This window comes from Streptomyces aureoversilis (assembly GCF_042657885.1).
In the GTDB taxonomy this organism is placed as follows: Bacteria; Actinomycetota; Actinomycetes; order Streptomycetales; family Streptomycetaceae; genus Streptomyces; species Streptomyces aureoversilis.
This window is the reverse complement of the sequence record NZ_JBHSKJ010000009.1, coordinates 104,016-118,381: the sequence shown is the minus strand read 5'-3', so window position 1 is coordinate 118,381 and position 14,366 is coordinate 104,016. Positions and strand designations below refer to the sequence as shown.

The following is a 14,366-nucleotide window of genomic DNA, read 5'->3' as shown; positions in this document are numbered from 1 at the left end:
TGAGGTTACGGGTGACGGGTGGACGGCTGGAGCGCAGCGCTCCGGCGCCATCGCATCCCGTTGATCTGACCCGGCTCACAGCCGATGTGGTACCGCACGCGACGTCCCAGGGTGCGTCGCGCGGGCGCGCGGCAGCCCCGGGGCCGGCAGCCCCGGGCCAGTCGCGCGTACGCCCCCATGCCTCGTCAGCCCCGCCCGTGCCGCAGGGCCGGGTGGGCTCCCGCCGCGACCAGGTCGGCGACGGCGCCCTTGGGGTCACGGCCGGTGACCAGGGACTCGCCGACCAGGACGGCGTCGGCGCCGTCGTTCGCGTAGGCGATGAGGTCGTGCGGGCCGCGCACGCCGGACTCGGCGATCTTGACGATGCCGTCCGGGATCTCGGGGGCGACCCGGGCGAAGGTGCCGCGGTCCACCTCGAGGGTCTTGAGGTTGCGGGCGTTGACGCCGATGATCCGGGCGCCGGCGTCGACCGCGCGCTGGACCTCCTCCTCGTCGTGCACCTCGACCAGCGGGGTGAGCCCGATGGACTCGGCCCGCTCGATGAGGGAGACGAGGGCCTCCTGCTCCAGGGCGGCGACGATCAGCAGGGCCAGGTCGGCGCCGTAGGCGCGGGCCTCCCACAGCTGGTAGGCGGTGACGATGAAGTCCTTGCGCAGGATCGGGATGTCGACCCGGGCGCGGACGGCTTCGAGGTCGGCGAGGGAGCCGCCGAAGCGCCGCTGCTCGGTCAGCACGCTGATCACGGCCGCGCCGCCCGCCTCGTAGTCGGCGGCGAGGCCGGCGGGGTCGGCGATGGCGGCCAGCGCGCCCTTGGAGGGGCTGGAGCGCTTGACCTCGCAGATCACGCTGACGTTCTCGCCGCGGAGGGCGGCGGCGCCGTCCTTCGCCTGTGGCGCCCCGGCGGCCCGCTCCTTGAGCTCGTCGAGGCTGACGCGCGCCTGCCGCTCCGCGAGGTCGGCACGGACGCCCTCGATGATCTCGTCGAGCACACTCACGCGAGCGGCCCCCTTCCGGACTCGGATGGTCTGGGCTGGTGCGGCAGGAATCCTCCCCCACCAGGCACTGCGATGGTATCTGCCGCGGGGCGAAGGTTTCGCATCCGGTTGACGCGGGTCCCACCTCGTGGACGTCCGATGGACACCCTCCGCTGCCGGACCGGAGGTCCGTCTAGGGGGTCAGGGCGGCGCCGAAGGGCAGGTTCCGCACGACCGTGAAGAGCAGGACGAGGGCGCCGAGGGCCCACCAGTGGCGGGCGCGCGGGGACAGCCGCACGCCCTCGTGGCCCCGCAGGGCCCTGGTGATCCACACGCACCACAGGACGGCGAAGGCGGCGTACCCGGCGACGGCCAGGGCGTTCGCGCCGAGCGCGGCCGGGAGGTCGCCGTGGGCGAGCGCGTGGACGCCGCGCAGCCCGCCGCAGCCGGGGCAGTACAGGCCCGTCCAGCGCAGCAGGGGGCAGGCGGGGTAGTGGCCGGGGCGGCCCGGGTCCACGGCGCCGACGTAGCCGAAGGCCGCGGCCAGGCCGGCGGCGACGCCCAGCGGGGCGGCCAGCGGGCGCGTACGGTCCCTCACGGCGGCGATCACACCGAAAGTCTCCGCCGGGGAGCACGAAGGCGCAGCTCAGGGCCGTCGTACGGAGGATCGTACGGGCCCGGGGCCGCGCCTCGGGGCGGGGATGGCGTGGAGGACGCGGGGCGTCAGCTCCGGCCGGTCTCGCCGGCCATCTTCAGAGGAGCCCGCTTGGGCATGCCCATGCCCATCATGCTCATGACGCCGCCCACGACACCGCCGATCGCGATGATGGCGATGCCGGCCCAGAAGCCGGCCGGCTTCGCGGCCACCATGAAGGCGCCGGAGACGCAAAAGCCGATGAAGGCGATCGTGACACCGGTCCAGGCGGCCGGGGTGTGTCCGTGGCTGGTACCCGCCATGACTAAGACTCCTCGTTGCTGTGGCGCGCCCGCGGGCGCGGAGAACGCTCATGGTCATTGTCCCCGACGGCCGGGGCCGCCTCGATCCGGGGGGCGCCGCCGGGGCGTGTCACGCCCTCGTGGGGTCCTCGCCGCGGTCGAGGGCCTTCCACAGCTCCTCGGGGCGCTCCGGGTCGGGGGCGGTGCGGGTGCGGCGCGGGCGCGGGGTGCCGTCGCGCTCGTACCGCCCGGACATGGCCGGCCAGTGGCGGCCGTAGCGCAGGGCGAGGAGCCCCGCGAGCAGCAGGAGGACGCCGCCCGCAAGGGCGACCCACGGCCACGCCGTGTGGGTGACGTTGTCGATGGCGCCGCTGGTGAGCCCGTTGGCCTTGGCGGCCTGCTCGTCCAGGGCGGAGGAGTCCCCCGCACCGGTGGCCGCGCCGGCCACGACCCCGGCGCCCGCGAGGACGAGCCCGGCGGCCACCACGGTGCGCCAGACGCCGCGGACGGCGAAGACCGCGACCAGGGCGGCGAGGCCGACGACGGCGAGGGCGCCGGGCAGGCCGGTGACGTCCTGGCCGCTGACGTGCTTGGCGACGGTGCTCCCGGCGACGGTCGTCGTCCCCTCGGCCCAGGTGCGGCCGCCCGCGAGCAGGGCGAGGGCGGCGCCGGCCGCGCCGAGGAGCAGAGCGGTGCCTACGGTTCTTCCTGTGCTCACGGGTCCACTATCCCTTGTGGGTGGTTTGTCGGTGCCGCCGGGGTGGCGGCTAGGCGAGCCGGTTCGCGGTGTGCACGGCGCGCAGCACGGCCGCGGCCTTGTTGCGGCACTCCGCGTCCTCCGCCGCGGGGTCGGAGTCGGCGACGACGCCCGCGCCCGCCTGGACGTAGGCAGTGCCCTCCTTCAGGACGGCGGTGCGGATGGCGATGGCGGTGTCGGAGTCCCCGGCGAAGTCCAGGTAGCCGACGCAGCCGCCGTACAGGCCGCGGCGCGACGGCTCCAGTTCCTCGATGATCTGCATGGCGCGCGGCTTGGGCGCGCCGGAGAGCGTGCCGGCCGGGAAGCAGGCGGTGAGCACGTCGAAGGCGGTGCGCCCGGCGGCCAGGCGGCCGGTGACCGTGGAGACGATGTGCATCACGTGGCTGTAGCGCTCGATCGACATGAAGTCGACGACCTCGACGCTGCCGGGCTCGCAGACCCGTCCGAGGTCGTTGCGGCCGAGGTCGACGAGCATCAGGTGCTCGGCGCGCTCCTTGGCGTCGCCGAGGAGCTCCTCGGCGAGCGCGGCGTCCGCCTGCGGGGTGGCGCCGCGCGGCCGGGTGCCGGCGATGGGGTGCACCATGGCCTGCCCGTCCTCGACCTTGACGAGCGCCTCCGGGCTGGAGCCGACGACGTCGAACCCGTCGAACCGGAACAGGTACATGTACGGGCTCGGGTTCGTCGCCCGCAGCACGCGGTAGACGTCGAGCGCGGAGGCCGTGCAGGGCGTCTCGAAGCGCTGCGAGGGCACGACCTGGAAGGCCTCGCCGGCGCGGATGCGCTCCTTGATGTCCTCGACGGCCGCCATGTAGTCGGGGCCGCCCCAGCGGGCGGTGTACCCGGGCAGCTCGGAGGGGGGCAGGGCGGTGGGGGCCGAGGGCGCGGGCCGGTTCAGGTCGGCGGCCATCGCGTCCAGCCGGGCCACGGCGTCGGCGTACGCCTCGTCCACGCCGGTGTCGAGGTCGTTGTGGTTGATCGCGTTGGCGATCAGCAGGACGGTGCCGTTCCAGTGGTCGAGGACGGCGAGGTCGGAGGTGAGGAGCATGGTGAGCTCGGGCAGGCCGAGGGGGTCGCGGTCCTCGCCCCCGTGCTCGCCGATCTTCTCCAGGCGGCGGACGACGTCGTAGCCGAGGTAGCCCACCATGCCGCCGGTGAAGGGCGGCAGCCCGGCACCCTCTATGAGGTCGCGCGGGGTGTGCAGGGCGGCCACGGTGGCGCGCAGCGCCTCCAGCGGGTCGCCGTCGGTGGGGACGCCGACGGGAGGGGTGCCCAGCCAGTGCGTCCGGCCGTCGCGCGCGGTGAGGGTCGCGGCGCTGCGGACGCCCACGAAGGAGTAGCGCGACCAGGTGCGGCCGTTCTCCGCGGACTCCAGCAGGAAGGTGCCGGGGCGCTCGGCGGCGAGCTTGCGGTACAGGCCGACGGGGGTGTCGCCGTCGGCGAGGAACCGCCGGGTGACCGGGATGACCCGGCGGTCCTTCGCGAGCGTACGGAAGGTGTCGGCGTCCGGGGTGATGTCACCGGTGGTCGTGGCAGCCATGGCAGCGGAGCCTACTTGCCCAGCGGGAGGACGTCGGCATCGAAACAGGTGCGGTCGCCTGTGTGGCAGGCGGCGCCCACCTGGTCGACCTTGACGAGGAGGGTGTCCTTGTCGCAGTCGAGGGCCACGGACTTCACGTGCTGGACGTGTCCGGAGGTGTCGCCCTTGACCCAGTATTCCCGGCGGCTGCGGCTCCAGTAGGTGCAGCGGCCGGTGGTCAGGGTGCGGTGGAGCGCCTCGTCGTCCATCCAGCCGAGCATGAGGACCTCGCCGGTGTCGTACTGCTGGGCGATGGCGGGAATCAGCCCGTCGGCGCTGCGCTTGAGCCGCGCGGCGATGGCGGGGTCGAGGGAGGACGCGGGGGCGGTGTTGCCGGTCATGGGGTCCATTCTGCCGCGCGGGCCGGCCGGGACCCCCCGAACGGGCCTGTCAGTGGCGTACGGCATGCTTCGCCCATGAGTACTCCGCCCTCGAACTCCCCGCAGCCCCCCGGCGGCGGTGGGTTCGGCCCGCCGCAGCAGTTCGGGCCGCCGTCGGCCCAGCCGCCCGCCCAGCCCTACGGACAGCCCCAAGCGCCGCAGGGATACGGCCAGCAGCCCGGCTTCGGTCAGCAGCCGGGTTTCGGCCAGTACGGCCAGCAACAGCAGTACGGACAGCAGTTCGGCCAGCCCATGCCGCCCCCGCCCCCGCCCTCGGGCGGCAACGGCGCGAAGGTCGCCGCGATCGTCATCGGCTGCGTCCTGGTGGTCGGCCTCATCGTGGGCGGCATCATGCTGACCGCCGGCGGTGACAAGGACGACAAGCCGACCGCCAAGCCGAAGAGCTCGTCGGCCCCGTCGGCGGCGCCGTCCGCGCCGGCCACGGACCCGAGCGCCCCGGGCACCGACCCCTCCGGCCCGCAGCCGTCCTCCTCCGGCCTGCCGTCGGTCTCCCGCGTGCCGTACGTGGTGCTCAAGCCCGGCCAGTGCTTCGACCACCCGCGCATGAGCATCGGGCTCACCGAGGTGAAGACGAAGCCGTGCAGCGGTCCGCACGACGGCGAGGTCATCGCCAACGAGACCCTGACCGGCAAGTTCGACACCGAGCTGGACATCCAGACCAAGGCCCGGGAGCTGTGCAAGAAGAGGGCGCAGGACCGCATGCGCTCCATATCCGACGGCAAGAACTACTACTCGTACGTGCTCTACCCGACCCCGACCACCTACGCCCGGGGCCAGGACCAGATCACGTGTTCGATGACGCTGAGCGTCTCGCAGGGCGGCCAGAAGATGGACAAGCCGCTGCCCGAGTAGTCGCGGGGGCGTGGCACCGGCAGGGGGCCGGCCTTAGGGTGGCGCCATGTCGACCCACGCCCAGCGCGAACGTCTGTTCCTCGCCGATCTGTTGGAGTCGGCGGGCCCGAACGCCCCGACGCTCTGCGACGGCTGGCGGGCCCGTGACCTCGCGGCCCACGTCGTGGTGCGCGAGCGCCGCGCCGACGCCGCCGCCGGGATCGTCCTCAAGCCCCTGGCCGCACGCCTGGAGCGGGTGCAGGCGGAGTTCGCCGCCAAGCCCTACGAGGAGCTGATCCAGCTCATCCGCACCGGGCCGCCGCGGCTGTCGCCGTACGCCCTCAAGCAGATCGACGAGGCCGCGAACACGGTCGAGTTCTACGTGCACGCCGAGGACGTCCGCCGGGCCCAGCCGGACTGGGCCCCGCGCGACGTCGACCCCGTCTTCGCGGACGCCCTGTGGACCCGGCTGGAGCGGGTGGCCCGGATGCTCGGCCGCAGATCGCCCGTCGGCCTGGTCCTGCGCCGCCCCGACGGCCGCACGGCGGTCGCCCGGCGCGGCGCGCCGGTGGTCACCGTCACCGGGGAGCCCGGCGAGCTGACCCTCTTCGCCTTCGGCCGCCAGGCGGCCGCCCGGGTGGAGCTGGACGGCGAAAAGGACGCGGTGGCCGAGGTGGAGGGGGCCAAGCTGGGAATCTGAGGTTCCGTGCCGGACCCGACTCCGAAGAGGTGCCCTGCCATGGCGTACACCAGCAGACCCGCCCACTCCGCCCCGTCGCCCGCACCGCCCCTGACCGGATTCTCGCTGGGGATCCTGCTGCTCCGGCTGATGATCGGCCTCATCATGATGGGGCACGGCACGCAAAAGCTGTTCGGCTGGTTCGGCGGGTTCGGCCTCGACGGGACCGCGAAGGGCTTCGCGGGCTCGGGCTATCCCGCGCCCAAGGCGATGGCCGTCATCGCGGGCCTCAGCGAGACGCTGGGCGGCGCCGGCCTCTTCCTCGGCCTCCTCACCCCGCTGGCCGCGGCCGCCGTGCTGGGCACGATGGTCAACGCGCTCGGGGTGACGTGGGACGGGTTCTTCCTCCCGAAGGGCATGGAATTCACCCTGCTGGTCGCCGTCACGGCGGCGGCCCTCGCCCTCACGGGCCCCGGGAGGTACTCGGCGGACGCCCACCTGCCGGTGCTGCGGCAGCACCGGCTGTCCTACGGGCTCGCGGCGATCGTCCTCGCCCTGGTGACGGGGGCGGTCTTCCTGCTCATCCGCGATTAGCCCCCGGCGGCCCTTCACCCGGCTGTGGTGCGGTCCGGCACCGCCGGGCTGCCGTGTCGTGGCGTGTCGCCGTTGCGGCGGGAGAAGAATGCCCGCCGCAACGGCGAGGCACCACGACGGCGCGGCCCGGCGGTGCCGGACCCGCCTCGGGCCTACCGGACCGGGTGACCCGCCTCGCGCAAGGCGTTCTTGACGTCGGCGATCCTCAGGTCGCCGAAGTGGAAGACCGACGCGGCGAGCACCGCGTCCGCGCCCGCCTCGACGGCCGGGGCGAAATCGGCCAGCTTGCCCGCGCCGCCGCTCGCGATGACCGGTACCGTGACGTGCTTGCGCACGGCCTCGATCATCTCGGTGTCGTAGCCGTCCTTGGTGCCGTCGGCGTCCATGGAGTTCAGCAGGATCTCCCCGGCGCCGAGCTCGGCCGCGCGGTGGGCCCACTCGACGGCGTCGATGCCGGTGCCGCGGCGGCCGCCGTGGGTGGTGACCTCGAAGCTGCCCGAAGGGGTCCGGCGGGCGTCGACCGACAGGACGAGGACCTGCCGGCCGAAGCGCTCGGCGATCTCCTGGACGAGCTCGGGCCGCTCGATGGCCGCCGTGTTGACGCCCACCTTGTCGGCACCGGCCCGCAGCAGCTTGTCGACGTCGGCCGCGGTGCGCACGCCGCCGCCGACGGTCAGCGGGATGAAGACCTGCTCGGCCGTGCGGCGGACCACGTCGTAGGTGGTCTCGCGGTTGCCGGAGGAGGCGGTGATGTCGAGGAAGGTCAGCTCGTCGGCGCCCTCCCGGCCGTACACCTTGGCCATTTCCACCGGGTCGCCCGCGTCGCGCAGGTTCTGGAAGTTGACGCCCTTGACGACACGGCCGTTGTCCACGTCCAGGCAGGGGATGACTCGGACCGCCAGGGTCATGTGCTCGTTGCTCCTCGGTACGCTTCCAGCTCTACTTCGACCAGCACGCGCGAGTCGACGAACCCGGAGACGACGACCAGGGTCGCCGCCGGGCGGACCGCGTCGAAGAGCTCCTTGTGGGCACGGCCCACCTCGTCCACGTCTCGCGCGTGGGTCAGGTACATCCGGGTGCGGACGACGGCCTCGGGGCCGAGGCCGAACCGCTCCAGCGCGGCGAGGGCGTTGCCGAAGGCCGACCTGGCCTGTTCGTACGGATCGCCCTCGCCGTTCAGCACGGTGCCGGTGAACGGCATCGTGCCGGCCACCAGCACCCGGTCTCCCGCCGCGACCGCGCGCGCACAACCGAAGGCCTCTTCCCAGGGACTGTCGCTCTGCACACGCTGCACGGCTTCGGTCATACGGACACAGCCTCCAGGGCCTCTTCCAAGGTGAACGCCTTGGCGTAGAGGGCCTTTCCGACGATGGCGCCTTCGACACCCTCCGGTACCAGGTTGGCGATCGCCCGCAGGTCGTCAAGGGACGAGACTCCGCCGGAGGCGACGACCGGCTTGTCGGTGGCCGCGCAGACGTTCTTCAGCAGCTCCAGGTTGGGGCCCTGGAGGGTGCCATCCTTGGCGATGTCGGTGACGACGTAGCGGGCGCAGCCCTCGGAGTCGAGGCGGGCGAGGGTCTCGTAGAGGTCGCCGCCGTCGCGGGTCCAGCCGCGGCCGCGCAGGGTGGTGCCGCGGACGTCCAGGCCGACCGCGATCTTGTCGCCGTGCTCGGCGATGACCTTGGCGACCCACTCGGGGGTCTCCAGGGCGGCGGTGCCGAGGTTGACGCGGGTGCAGCCGGTGGCGAGGGCGGCGGCGAGCGAGGCGTCGTCGCGGATGCCGCCGGACAGCTCGACCTTGATGTCCATGGCCCCGGCCACCTGGGCGATGAGCTCGCGGTTGTCACCGGTGCCGAACGCGGCGTCCAGGTCGACCAGGTGCAGCCACTCGGCGCCCGAGCGCTGCCAGGCGAGGGCCGCCTCCAGCGGGGAGCCGTACGAGGTCTCGGAGCCGGACTCGCCGTGGACGAGGCGCACGGCCTGGCCGTCGCGGACGTCGACGGCGGGGAGGAGTTCGAGCTTGCTCACAGGGTTCCGATCCAGTTGGTGAGGAGCTGGGCACCGGCGTCGCCGGACTTCTCGGGGTGGAACTGGGTGGCCCACAGGGGGCCGTTCTCCACGGCGGCCACGAAGGGCTCGCCGTGCGTGGCCCAGGTGACCTTGGGGGCGCGGATGTTGGGGTTGGTCACCTCCAGGCTCCACTCGCGCACCGCGTAGGAGTGCACGAAGTAGTAGCGGGTGTCCGCGTCGAGGCCGGCGAAGAGCTGCGAGTCCGCGGCGGGCGTGACGGTGTTCCAGCCCATGTGCGGGACGACGTCCGCCTTGAGGGGCTCGACGACGCCGGGCCACTCGTCCAGGCCCTCGGTCTCCACGCCGTGCTCGATGCCGCGCTCGAAGAGGATCTGCATGCCGACGCAGATGCCCATCACGGGGCGGCCGCCGGAGAGCCGGCGCCCGACGAGCCAGTCGCCGCGGGCGGCGCGCAGGCCCTGCATGCAGGCCGCGAAGGCGCCGACGCCGGGGACGAGGACGCCGTCGGCGTTCATGGCCTTGTCGTAGTCGCCGGTGATCTCGACGTCCGCGCCGACGTGGGCGAGGGCGCGCTCGGCGGAGCGGACGTTGCCGAAGCCGTAGTCGAAGACGACGACCTTCTTCTTCGGGGCGCTCATGACCACAGTCCTTCGATCCGGAGGGTGCCGGCGGTCAGGCACATCGCCGCGCCTATCCCGAGCAGCACGATGATGCTCCTGGGCATGCCCTGCTTGAGGAAGGAGATGATGCCGCCGACCAGGAAGAGGCCGACGACGATGAGCGTGGTGGACAGGCCGTTCACAGGGCACCCTTCGTGGAGGGGAGGATTCCGGCAGCGCGCGGGTCGCGCTCGGAGGCGTAGCGCAGGGCCCGGGCGAGGGCCTTGAACTGGCACTCCACGATGTGGTGCGCGTTGCGCCCGTACGGGACGTGCACGTGCAGGGCGATCTGCGCCTGCGCGACGAAGGACTCCAGGATGTGCCGGGTCATCGTCGTGTCGTACGTGCCGATCATCGGCGCCATGTTCTCGGGCTCGGTGTGCACCAGGTAGGGGCGGCCGGAGAGGTCGACGGTGACCTGGGCGAGGGACTCGTCCAGCGGGACCGTGCAGTTACCGAAGCGGTAGATGCCCACCTTGTCACCGAGGGCCTGGCGGAAGGCGGCGCCCAGCGCGAGGGCGGTGTCCTCGATGGTGTGGTGGGTGTCGATGTGCAGGTCGCCGTCGGTCTTGACGGTGAGGTCGAAGAGGCCGTGGCGGCCGAGCTGGTCGAGCATGTGATCGTAGAAGCCGACCCCGGTCGACACGTCGACCTGCCCGGTCCCGTCGAGGTCGATCTCGACGAGGACGGAGGTCTCCTTGGTGGTGCGCTCTACGCGGCCCACGCGGTTCATTGCTTGTTCTCCTTCAGTACGGCGCGGACCGCGTCCAGGAACGCGTCGTTCTCCTCCGGGGTGCCGGCGGTGACCCGCAGCCACCCCGGTACGCCGTTGTCCCGCACCAGCACGCCGTGGCCGAGGATGGCCCGCCACGCGGCGGGGCTGTCCTCGAACCGGCCGAACTGGACGAAGTTGGCGTCCGAGTCGGTCACCTCGCAGCCCATCGCGCGCAGCTCGGTGACCAGGCGGTCGCGCTCGGCCTTGAGCTGCTCGACGTAGCCGAGCAGCGTGTCCGTGTGCTCCAGGGCGGCCAGCGCCGTGGCCTGGGTGACGGCCGACAGGTGGTACGGCAGGCGGACGAGCTGGACGGCGTCGACCACGGCCGCGTCCGCGGCGAGGTAGCCGAGCCGGAGCCCGGCCGCGCCGAAGGCCTTGGACATGGTGCGGGAGACGACGAGGTTCGGGCGGCCCTCGATGAGCGGCAGCAGCGAGGGGCGGTGGCTGAACTCGCCGTACGCCTCGTCGACGACGACCAGCGAGGGCCCGGCCGCCTGCGCGGCCTCGTACAGCCGCAGGACCGTCTCCGCCTCGACCGCCGTGCCCGTGGGGTTGTTGGGCGAGCAGACGAAGACGACGTTCGGCCGGTGCTCGGCGATGGCGCGCTCGGCCGCCTCCACGTCGATGGTGAAGTCGTCGCGGCGGGGGCCGGAGATCCAGCCGGTGCCGGTGCCGCGCGAGATCAGGGCGTGCATCGAGTACGAGGGCTCGAAGCCGATCGCGGTGCGGCCGGGGCCGCCGAAGGTCTGCAGCAGCTGCTGGAGGACCTCGTTGGAGCCGTTGGCCGCCCACACCTGCCGCATGGTGACCTCGTGCCCGGCGGTGCGGGTGAGGTACTTGGCCAGCTCGGTGCGGAGCTCGACCGCGTCCCGGTCGGGGTAGCGGTTGAGGTGCCGCGCGGCCTCGGCGACGCGCTCGGCGATGCGGGCGACGAGGGGCTCGGGCAGCGGGTAGGGGTTCTCGTTGGTGTTCAGGCGTACGGGCACGTCCAGCTGGGGGGCGCCGTACGGGGACTTGCCGCGCAGTTCGTCCCGGATGGGGAGATCGTCGATACGGGTCACGTGCGTCACTTGCCGTCCGGAACCTTCCAGTCGAACCGCGCCTTGACCGCGGCCCCGTGCGCCGGCAGGTCCTCCGCCTCGGCGAGCGTCACCACGTGGCCCGCGACCTCGGCCAGGGCCTCCCGGGTGTAGTCCACGACGTGGATGCCGCGCAGGAAGCTCTGGACGGAGAGGCCGGAGGAGTGGCACGCGCAGCCGCCGGTGGGCAGCACGTGGTTGGAGCCGGCCGCGTAGTCGCCGAGCGAGACGGGGGCGTACGGGCCGACGAAGATCGCGCCAGCGTTCTGCACGCGGGCGGCGACGGCCGCGGCGTCGGCGGTCTGGATCTCCAGGTGCTCGGCGCCGTAGGCGTCGACGACGGCGAGGCCGTGGTCGACGGAGTCGACCAGGACGATGCCGGACTGGCGGCCGCCGAGCGCGGGCACGATCCGGTCCTCGACGTGCCGGGTCATGGCGACCTGGGTCTCGAGCTCCTTCTCCACCGCGTTCGCGAGGTCCTCCGAGTCGGTGACGAGGACGGAGGCGGCCAGCGGGTCGTGCTCGGCCTGGCTGATCAGGTCGGCGGCGACGTGCACGGGGTCGGCGGTGGCGTCCGCGAGGATGGCGATCTCGGTCGGGCCGGCCTCGGCGTCGATGCCGATGCGGCCCTTGAGCAGCCGCTTGGCGGCGGCGACCCAGATGTTGCCCGGGCCGGTGACCATGTTGACCGGGCGGCACTCCTCGGTGCCGTAGGCGAACATGGCGACGGCCTGGGCGCCGCCCGCGGCGTACACCTCGTCGACGCCCAGCAGCGCGCAGGCGGCCAGGATCGTGGGGTGCGGCAGGCCGCCGAAGTCCGCCTGGGGCGGGGAGGAGACGGCCATGGAGCCGACGCCGGCCTCCTGGGCCGGCACCACGTTCATGATCACGGACGAGGGGTAGACGGACCGGCCGCCCGGGACGTACAGCCCGACGCGCTGCACGGGCACCCAGCGCTCGGTGACCGTGCCGCCGGGCACGACCTGGACGGTCTTGTCGGTGCGGCGCTGCTCGCGGTGGACGATCCGGGCGCGGCGGATGGACTCCTCCAGCGCGGCGCGCACGGCGGGGTCGAGCTCTTCGAGGGCGCGGGTGATCGCCTCGGCGGGGACCCGGATCCGGTCGAGCGTGACGCCGTCGAACCGATGCGCGTAGTCGATCAGGGCCGCGGTACCACGATGATGCACGTCCTCGCAGATGGGCCGCACCTTCTCCAGGGCGGCCTCGACGTCGAGTTCGGCTCGGGGCAGCAGGTCGCGGTCGACGCCGGCCTCGGGGGAACCCGGGGCAGGGGCGGAACCACGCAGATCGATTCGGGAGATCACACGGTAATTGTCTCAGACCCGTCCCGCCGCACGGCGCCCCGTACCACTCAGTGGTACGGGAGTTTCACCGAGAGTGTTCAATCGGTCACGCGTTTGGGAATGGGGACAGTGCACCGAGGTGTACGGGACGGGAGGGGGTACGGAGCGTGACCGACCCGACGGACGGCGACCCGCCGGCGGAGCTCGAGCTGACGCCCCCCGAGCGGGCCATGTGGGAGGCCTTCCGCCGCGGCGCCACCCATGACCTGCGCACCCCCCGCCCCGAGTGGAACGATCCGCGCGCGCCGCACGTGTGGGGGCCCGAGCGCAGCGTGCGGGCCCGCCTCGTGGCCCTCCTCCTGCTGGACGGCCCGCCCGCGCTGCCCGGCCGCGTCTGCGCCCTCAAGCTCAACGGCGTGCAGATCACCGGCCAGCTCGACCTGTCGGGGGGCACGGTCGTGCCGTACGTCGAGATGCACAACTGCCGCTTCGAGCAGGAGGTGCTGCTGCCCGAGAGCCACTTCACGACGCTGCGGCTGGTCGCCTGCGCCCTGCCCCGGCTGGAGGCCGCCCGGCTGCGCACCGAGGGCGATCTGCACCTGCCGCGGTGCGCCGTCCGGCGCGGCATACGGCTCACCGACGCCCAGATAGGCACCGACCTGCTGCTCAACCAGCTGGTGGTGCGCGCGGACCGGCGCGGGGTGTCCATCGCCGCCGACGGCATCAGCGTCGGGCAGGACCTGCAGGCCGAGATGATGCGCTCGTACGGCGAGCTGAGCATGCGGGCCGCGACGATAGGGGTCTCGCTGAGCCTGCGCGGCTCCACGCTGAGCAATCCGCAGGGGCGGCGCGCGCTCAACGCCCCGCAGCTGACCGTGGAGCGCACGCTCTACCTGACCGGGGCCGGGGTCGGCGGCTATCCGTTCGCCACCGGCGCCACTCCCCCGTACGGCATCACCACCACCCCGCAGCACGGCGTCCGCACCCAGGCCTTCGAGTGCCGCGGCGGGGTCCGTCTCGACGACGGCCGCTTCGGCGACGCCGTCGACTTCAGCCAGGCCCGGTTCGTCCTGGAGTCCGACCAGGAGCTGTCGCTGCGCCGCGTCCAGACCCCCGAGCTGCGCTTCCTCGGCGAATGGGTGCAGCGGGGTCGGGTGGTGCTCTCCGGGGCCCGCGTCTCCAACCTGGTCGACCGCTACGCGAGCTGGCCCGGCCCGGGCAATCTGGTGATGGCCGGCTTCTTCTACGAGACGCTGATACCGCTCGGCCACTTCCCCCTGGCCCTGCGCCTGGAATGGGTGGCCGCGGCCACGCCCGAATACGCCCCCGAGCCGTACGAGCGGCTGGCCGGCGCCCTGCGCGACAGCGGCGAGGACGCCGACGCCCGCGCCGTCCTGCTCGCCAAGCAGCGGCGCCGCCGCGAGACGCTCCCCCCGGCCGGCAAGGCCTGGGGCTATCTGCAGGACTGGACGGTGGCCTACGGCTACCGCCCCGGGCGGGCGGCCGTGTGGATGGCCGTCCTGTGGGCGGCCGCCACGGTCTACTTCACCTGGCGGCCCGTGCCGCCGCTGAAGGAGGGCGAAGGCCCCGCCTGGAGCCCCGAGCTCTACGCCCTCGACCTCCTCGTCCCCGTCATCGACCTGGGACACGGCGGCGCCTGGCGGCCCACCGGCGCCACGCAGTGGGTGGTGACCGCGCTCATCCTGCTGGGCTGGGTGCTCGCGACGACCGTGGCGGCCGGGGCGTCCCGGCTGCTGCGCCGGCAGTGAA

The 14,366-nt window shown here is 73.2% G+C and carries 19 protein-coding genes; 4 read left to right on the top strand and 15 right to left on the bottom strand.

Translation table 11 applies throughout. From position 1 onward, the window contains the following. Positions 1 to 5 precede the first annotated feature (5 nt). The 7 genes from trpM to hisI form a co-directional block, all read right to left on the bottom strand. Positions 6 to 179, bottom strand: a complete 174-nt coding sequence (gene trpM / locus ACFPP6_RS17620) for a tryptophan biosynthesis modulator TrpM (protein WP_382042853.1) — start codon at positions 177 to 179, stop codon at positions 6 to 8. Positions 180 to 185: 6 nt separating this feature from the next. Next, positions 186 to 995 carry an indole-3-glycerol phosphate synthase TrpC gene (gene trpC / locus ACFPP6_RS17615; RefSeq protein WP_382042850.1) on the bottom strand — a complete coding sequence of 270 codons (810 nt, stop codon included), beginning with the start codon at positions 993 to 995 and terminating at the stop codon, positions 186 to 188. A 172-nt stretch (positions 996 to 1,167) separates the two neighbouring features. Continuing rightward, entirely contained in the window at positions 1,168 to 1,572 is a 405-nt protein-coding gene (locus ACFPP6_RS17610; protein ID WP_382042847.1) for a DUF2752 domain-containing protein, read from the bottom strand. Between the two features lie 125 nt (positions 1,573 to 1,697). After that, the gene (locus ACFPP6_RS17605) at positions 1,698 to 1,931 is read right to left on the bottom strand and encodes an HGxxPAAW family protein (protein ID WP_382042845.1); all 234 of its coding nucleotides are present in this window, start codon (positions 1,929 to 1,931) and stop codon (positions 1,698 to 1,700) included. A 109-nt stretch (positions 1,932 to 2,040) separates the two neighbouring features. Beyond that, positions 2,041 to 2,628 (bottom strand): TIGR02234 family membrane protein, encoded by a 588-nt coding sequence (locus ACFPP6_RS17600; protein WP_382042842.1) that lies wholly within the window; start codon positions 2,626 to 2,628, stop codon positions 2,041 to 2,043. Positions 2,629 to 2,677: 49 nt separating this feature from the next. Further along, the gene (locus tag ACFPP6_RS17595) at positions 2,678 to 4,204 is read right to left on the bottom strand and encodes an anthranilate synthase component I (RefSeq protein ID WP_382042839.1); all 1,527 of its coding nucleotides are present in this window, start codon (positions 4,202 to 4,204) and stop codon (positions 2,678 to 2,680) included. 11 nt (positions 4,205 to 4,215) lie between these two features. Next, positions 4,216 to 4,584, bottom strand: coding sequence for a phosphoribosyl-AMP cyclohydrolase (gene hisI / locus ACFPP6_RS17590; protein WP_058044862.1), 369 nt, complete (start codon positions 4,582 to 4,584; stop codon positions 4,216 to 4,218). Positions 4,585 to 4,659: 75 nt separating this feature from the next. On the opposite strand from hisI, the gene ACFPP6_RS17585 reads away from it, so the two are divergent. Genes ACFPP6_RS17585 through ACFPP6_RS17575 form a run of 3 tightly spaced genes read left to right on the top strand, consistent with a single transcriptional unit; the run spans position 4,660 to position 6,748 of the window. Next, on the top strand, positions 4,660 to 5,496 hold the full coding sequence (locus ACFPP6_RS17585; protein WP_382042836.1) for a septum formation family protein: 837 nt from the start codon (positions 4,660 to 4,662) through the stop codon (positions 5,494 to 5,496). A gap of 46 nt (positions 5,497 to 5,542) precedes the next feature. Beyond that, positions 5,543 to 6,175 carry a TIGR03085 family metal-binding protein gene (locus ACFPP6_RS17580; protein ID WP_382042833.1) on the top strand — a complete coding sequence of 211 codons (633 nt, stop codon included), beginning with the start codon at positions 5,543 to 5,545 and terminating at the stop codon, positions 6,173 to 6,175. Positions 6,176 to 6,214: 39 nt separating this feature from the next. Continuing rightward, entirely contained in the window at positions 6,215 to 6,748 is a 534-nt protein-coding gene (locus ACFPP6_RS17575) for a DoxX family protein (protein ID WP_382042830.1), read from the top strand. Positions 6,749 to 6,900: 152 nt separating this feature from the next. Here the strand turns inward: ACFPP6_RS17575 and hisF are convergent, their stop codons facing one another. From hisF to hisD, 8 genes are read right to left on the bottom strand one after another with little or no spacing between them, the layout of a single operon-like run. After that, complete coding sequence (hisF, locus tag ACFPP6_RS17570; protein WP_382042827.1) at positions 6,901 to 7,656, bottom strand: imidazole glycerol phosphate synthase subunit HisF; 756 nt, start codon at positions 7,654 to 7,656, stop codon at positions 6,901 to 6,903. Then, the gene (locus ACFPP6_RS17565; RefSeq protein WP_382042824.1) at positions 7,653 to 8,054 is read right to left on the bottom strand and encodes a RidA family protein; all 402 of its coding nucleotides are present in this window, start codon (positions 8,052 to 8,054) and stop codon (positions 7,653 to 7,655) included. The genes hisF and ACFPP6_RS17565 overlap by 4 nt, the downstream gene beginning before the upstream one ends. Next, complete coding sequence (gene priA / locus ACFPP6_RS17560) at positions 8,051 to 8,776, bottom strand: bifunctional 1-(5-phosphoribosyl)-5-((5-phosphoribosylamino)methylideneamino)imidazole-4-carboxamide isomerase/phosphoribosylanthranilate isomerase PriA (RefSeq protein ID WP_058044856.1); 726 nt, start codon at positions 8,774 to 8,776, stop codon at positions 8,051 to 8,053. The genes ACFPP6_RS17565 and priA overlap by 4 nt, the downstream gene beginning before the upstream one ends. Further along, positions 8,773 to 9,417, bottom strand: a complete 645-nt coding sequence (gene hisH / locus ACFPP6_RS17555; RefSeq protein WP_336003966.1) for an imidazole glycerol phosphate synthase subunit HisH — start codon at positions 9,415 to 9,417, stop codon at positions 8,773 to 8,775. Before hisH ends, priA begins: the two co-directional genes overlap by 4 nt. Next, positions 9,414 to 9,581, bottom strand: coding sequence for a hypothetical protein (locus tag ACFPP6_RS17550; protein WP_382042820.1), 168 nt, complete (start codon positions 9,579 to 9,581; stop codon positions 9,414 to 9,416). Before ACFPP6_RS17550 ends, hisH begins: the two co-directional genes overlap by 4 nt. After that, positions 9,578 to 10,171 carry an imidazoleglycerol-phosphate dehydratase HisB gene (hisB, locus tag ACFPP6_RS17545; RefSeq protein ID WP_058044853.1) on the bottom strand — a complete coding sequence of 198 codons (594 nt, stop codon included), beginning with the start codon at positions 10,169 to 10,171 and terminating at the stop codon, positions 9,578 to 9,580. Before hisB ends, ACFPP6_RS17550 begins: the two co-directional genes overlap by 4 nt. After that, positions 10,168 to 11,274: a histidinol-phosphate transaminase gene (locus ACFPP6_RS17540; protein ID WP_382043295.1), complete on the bottom strand. Its 1,107-nt coding sequence runs from the start codon at positions 11,272 to 11,274 to the stop codon at positions 10,168 to 10,170. Before ACFPP6_RS17540 ends, hisB begins: the two co-directional genes overlap by 4 nt. Positions 11,275 to 11,279: 5 nt before the next feature. After that, on the bottom strand, positions 11,280 to 12,617 hold the full coding sequence (gene hisD / locus ACFPP6_RS17535; protein WP_382042817.1) for a histidinol dehydrogenase: 1,338 nt from the start codon (positions 12,615 to 12,617) through the stop codon (positions 11,280 to 11,282). A 146-nt stretch (positions 12,618 to 12,763) separates the two neighbouring features. Between hisD and ACFPP6_RS17530 the strand changes: the two genes are divergently transcribed. Further along, entirely contained in the window at positions 12,764 to 14,365 is a 1,602-nt protein-coding gene (locus ACFPP6_RS17530; RefSeq protein ID WP_382042815.1) for an oxidoreductase, read from the top strand. The last annotated feature ends 1 nt before the right edge of the window (position 14,366 follow it).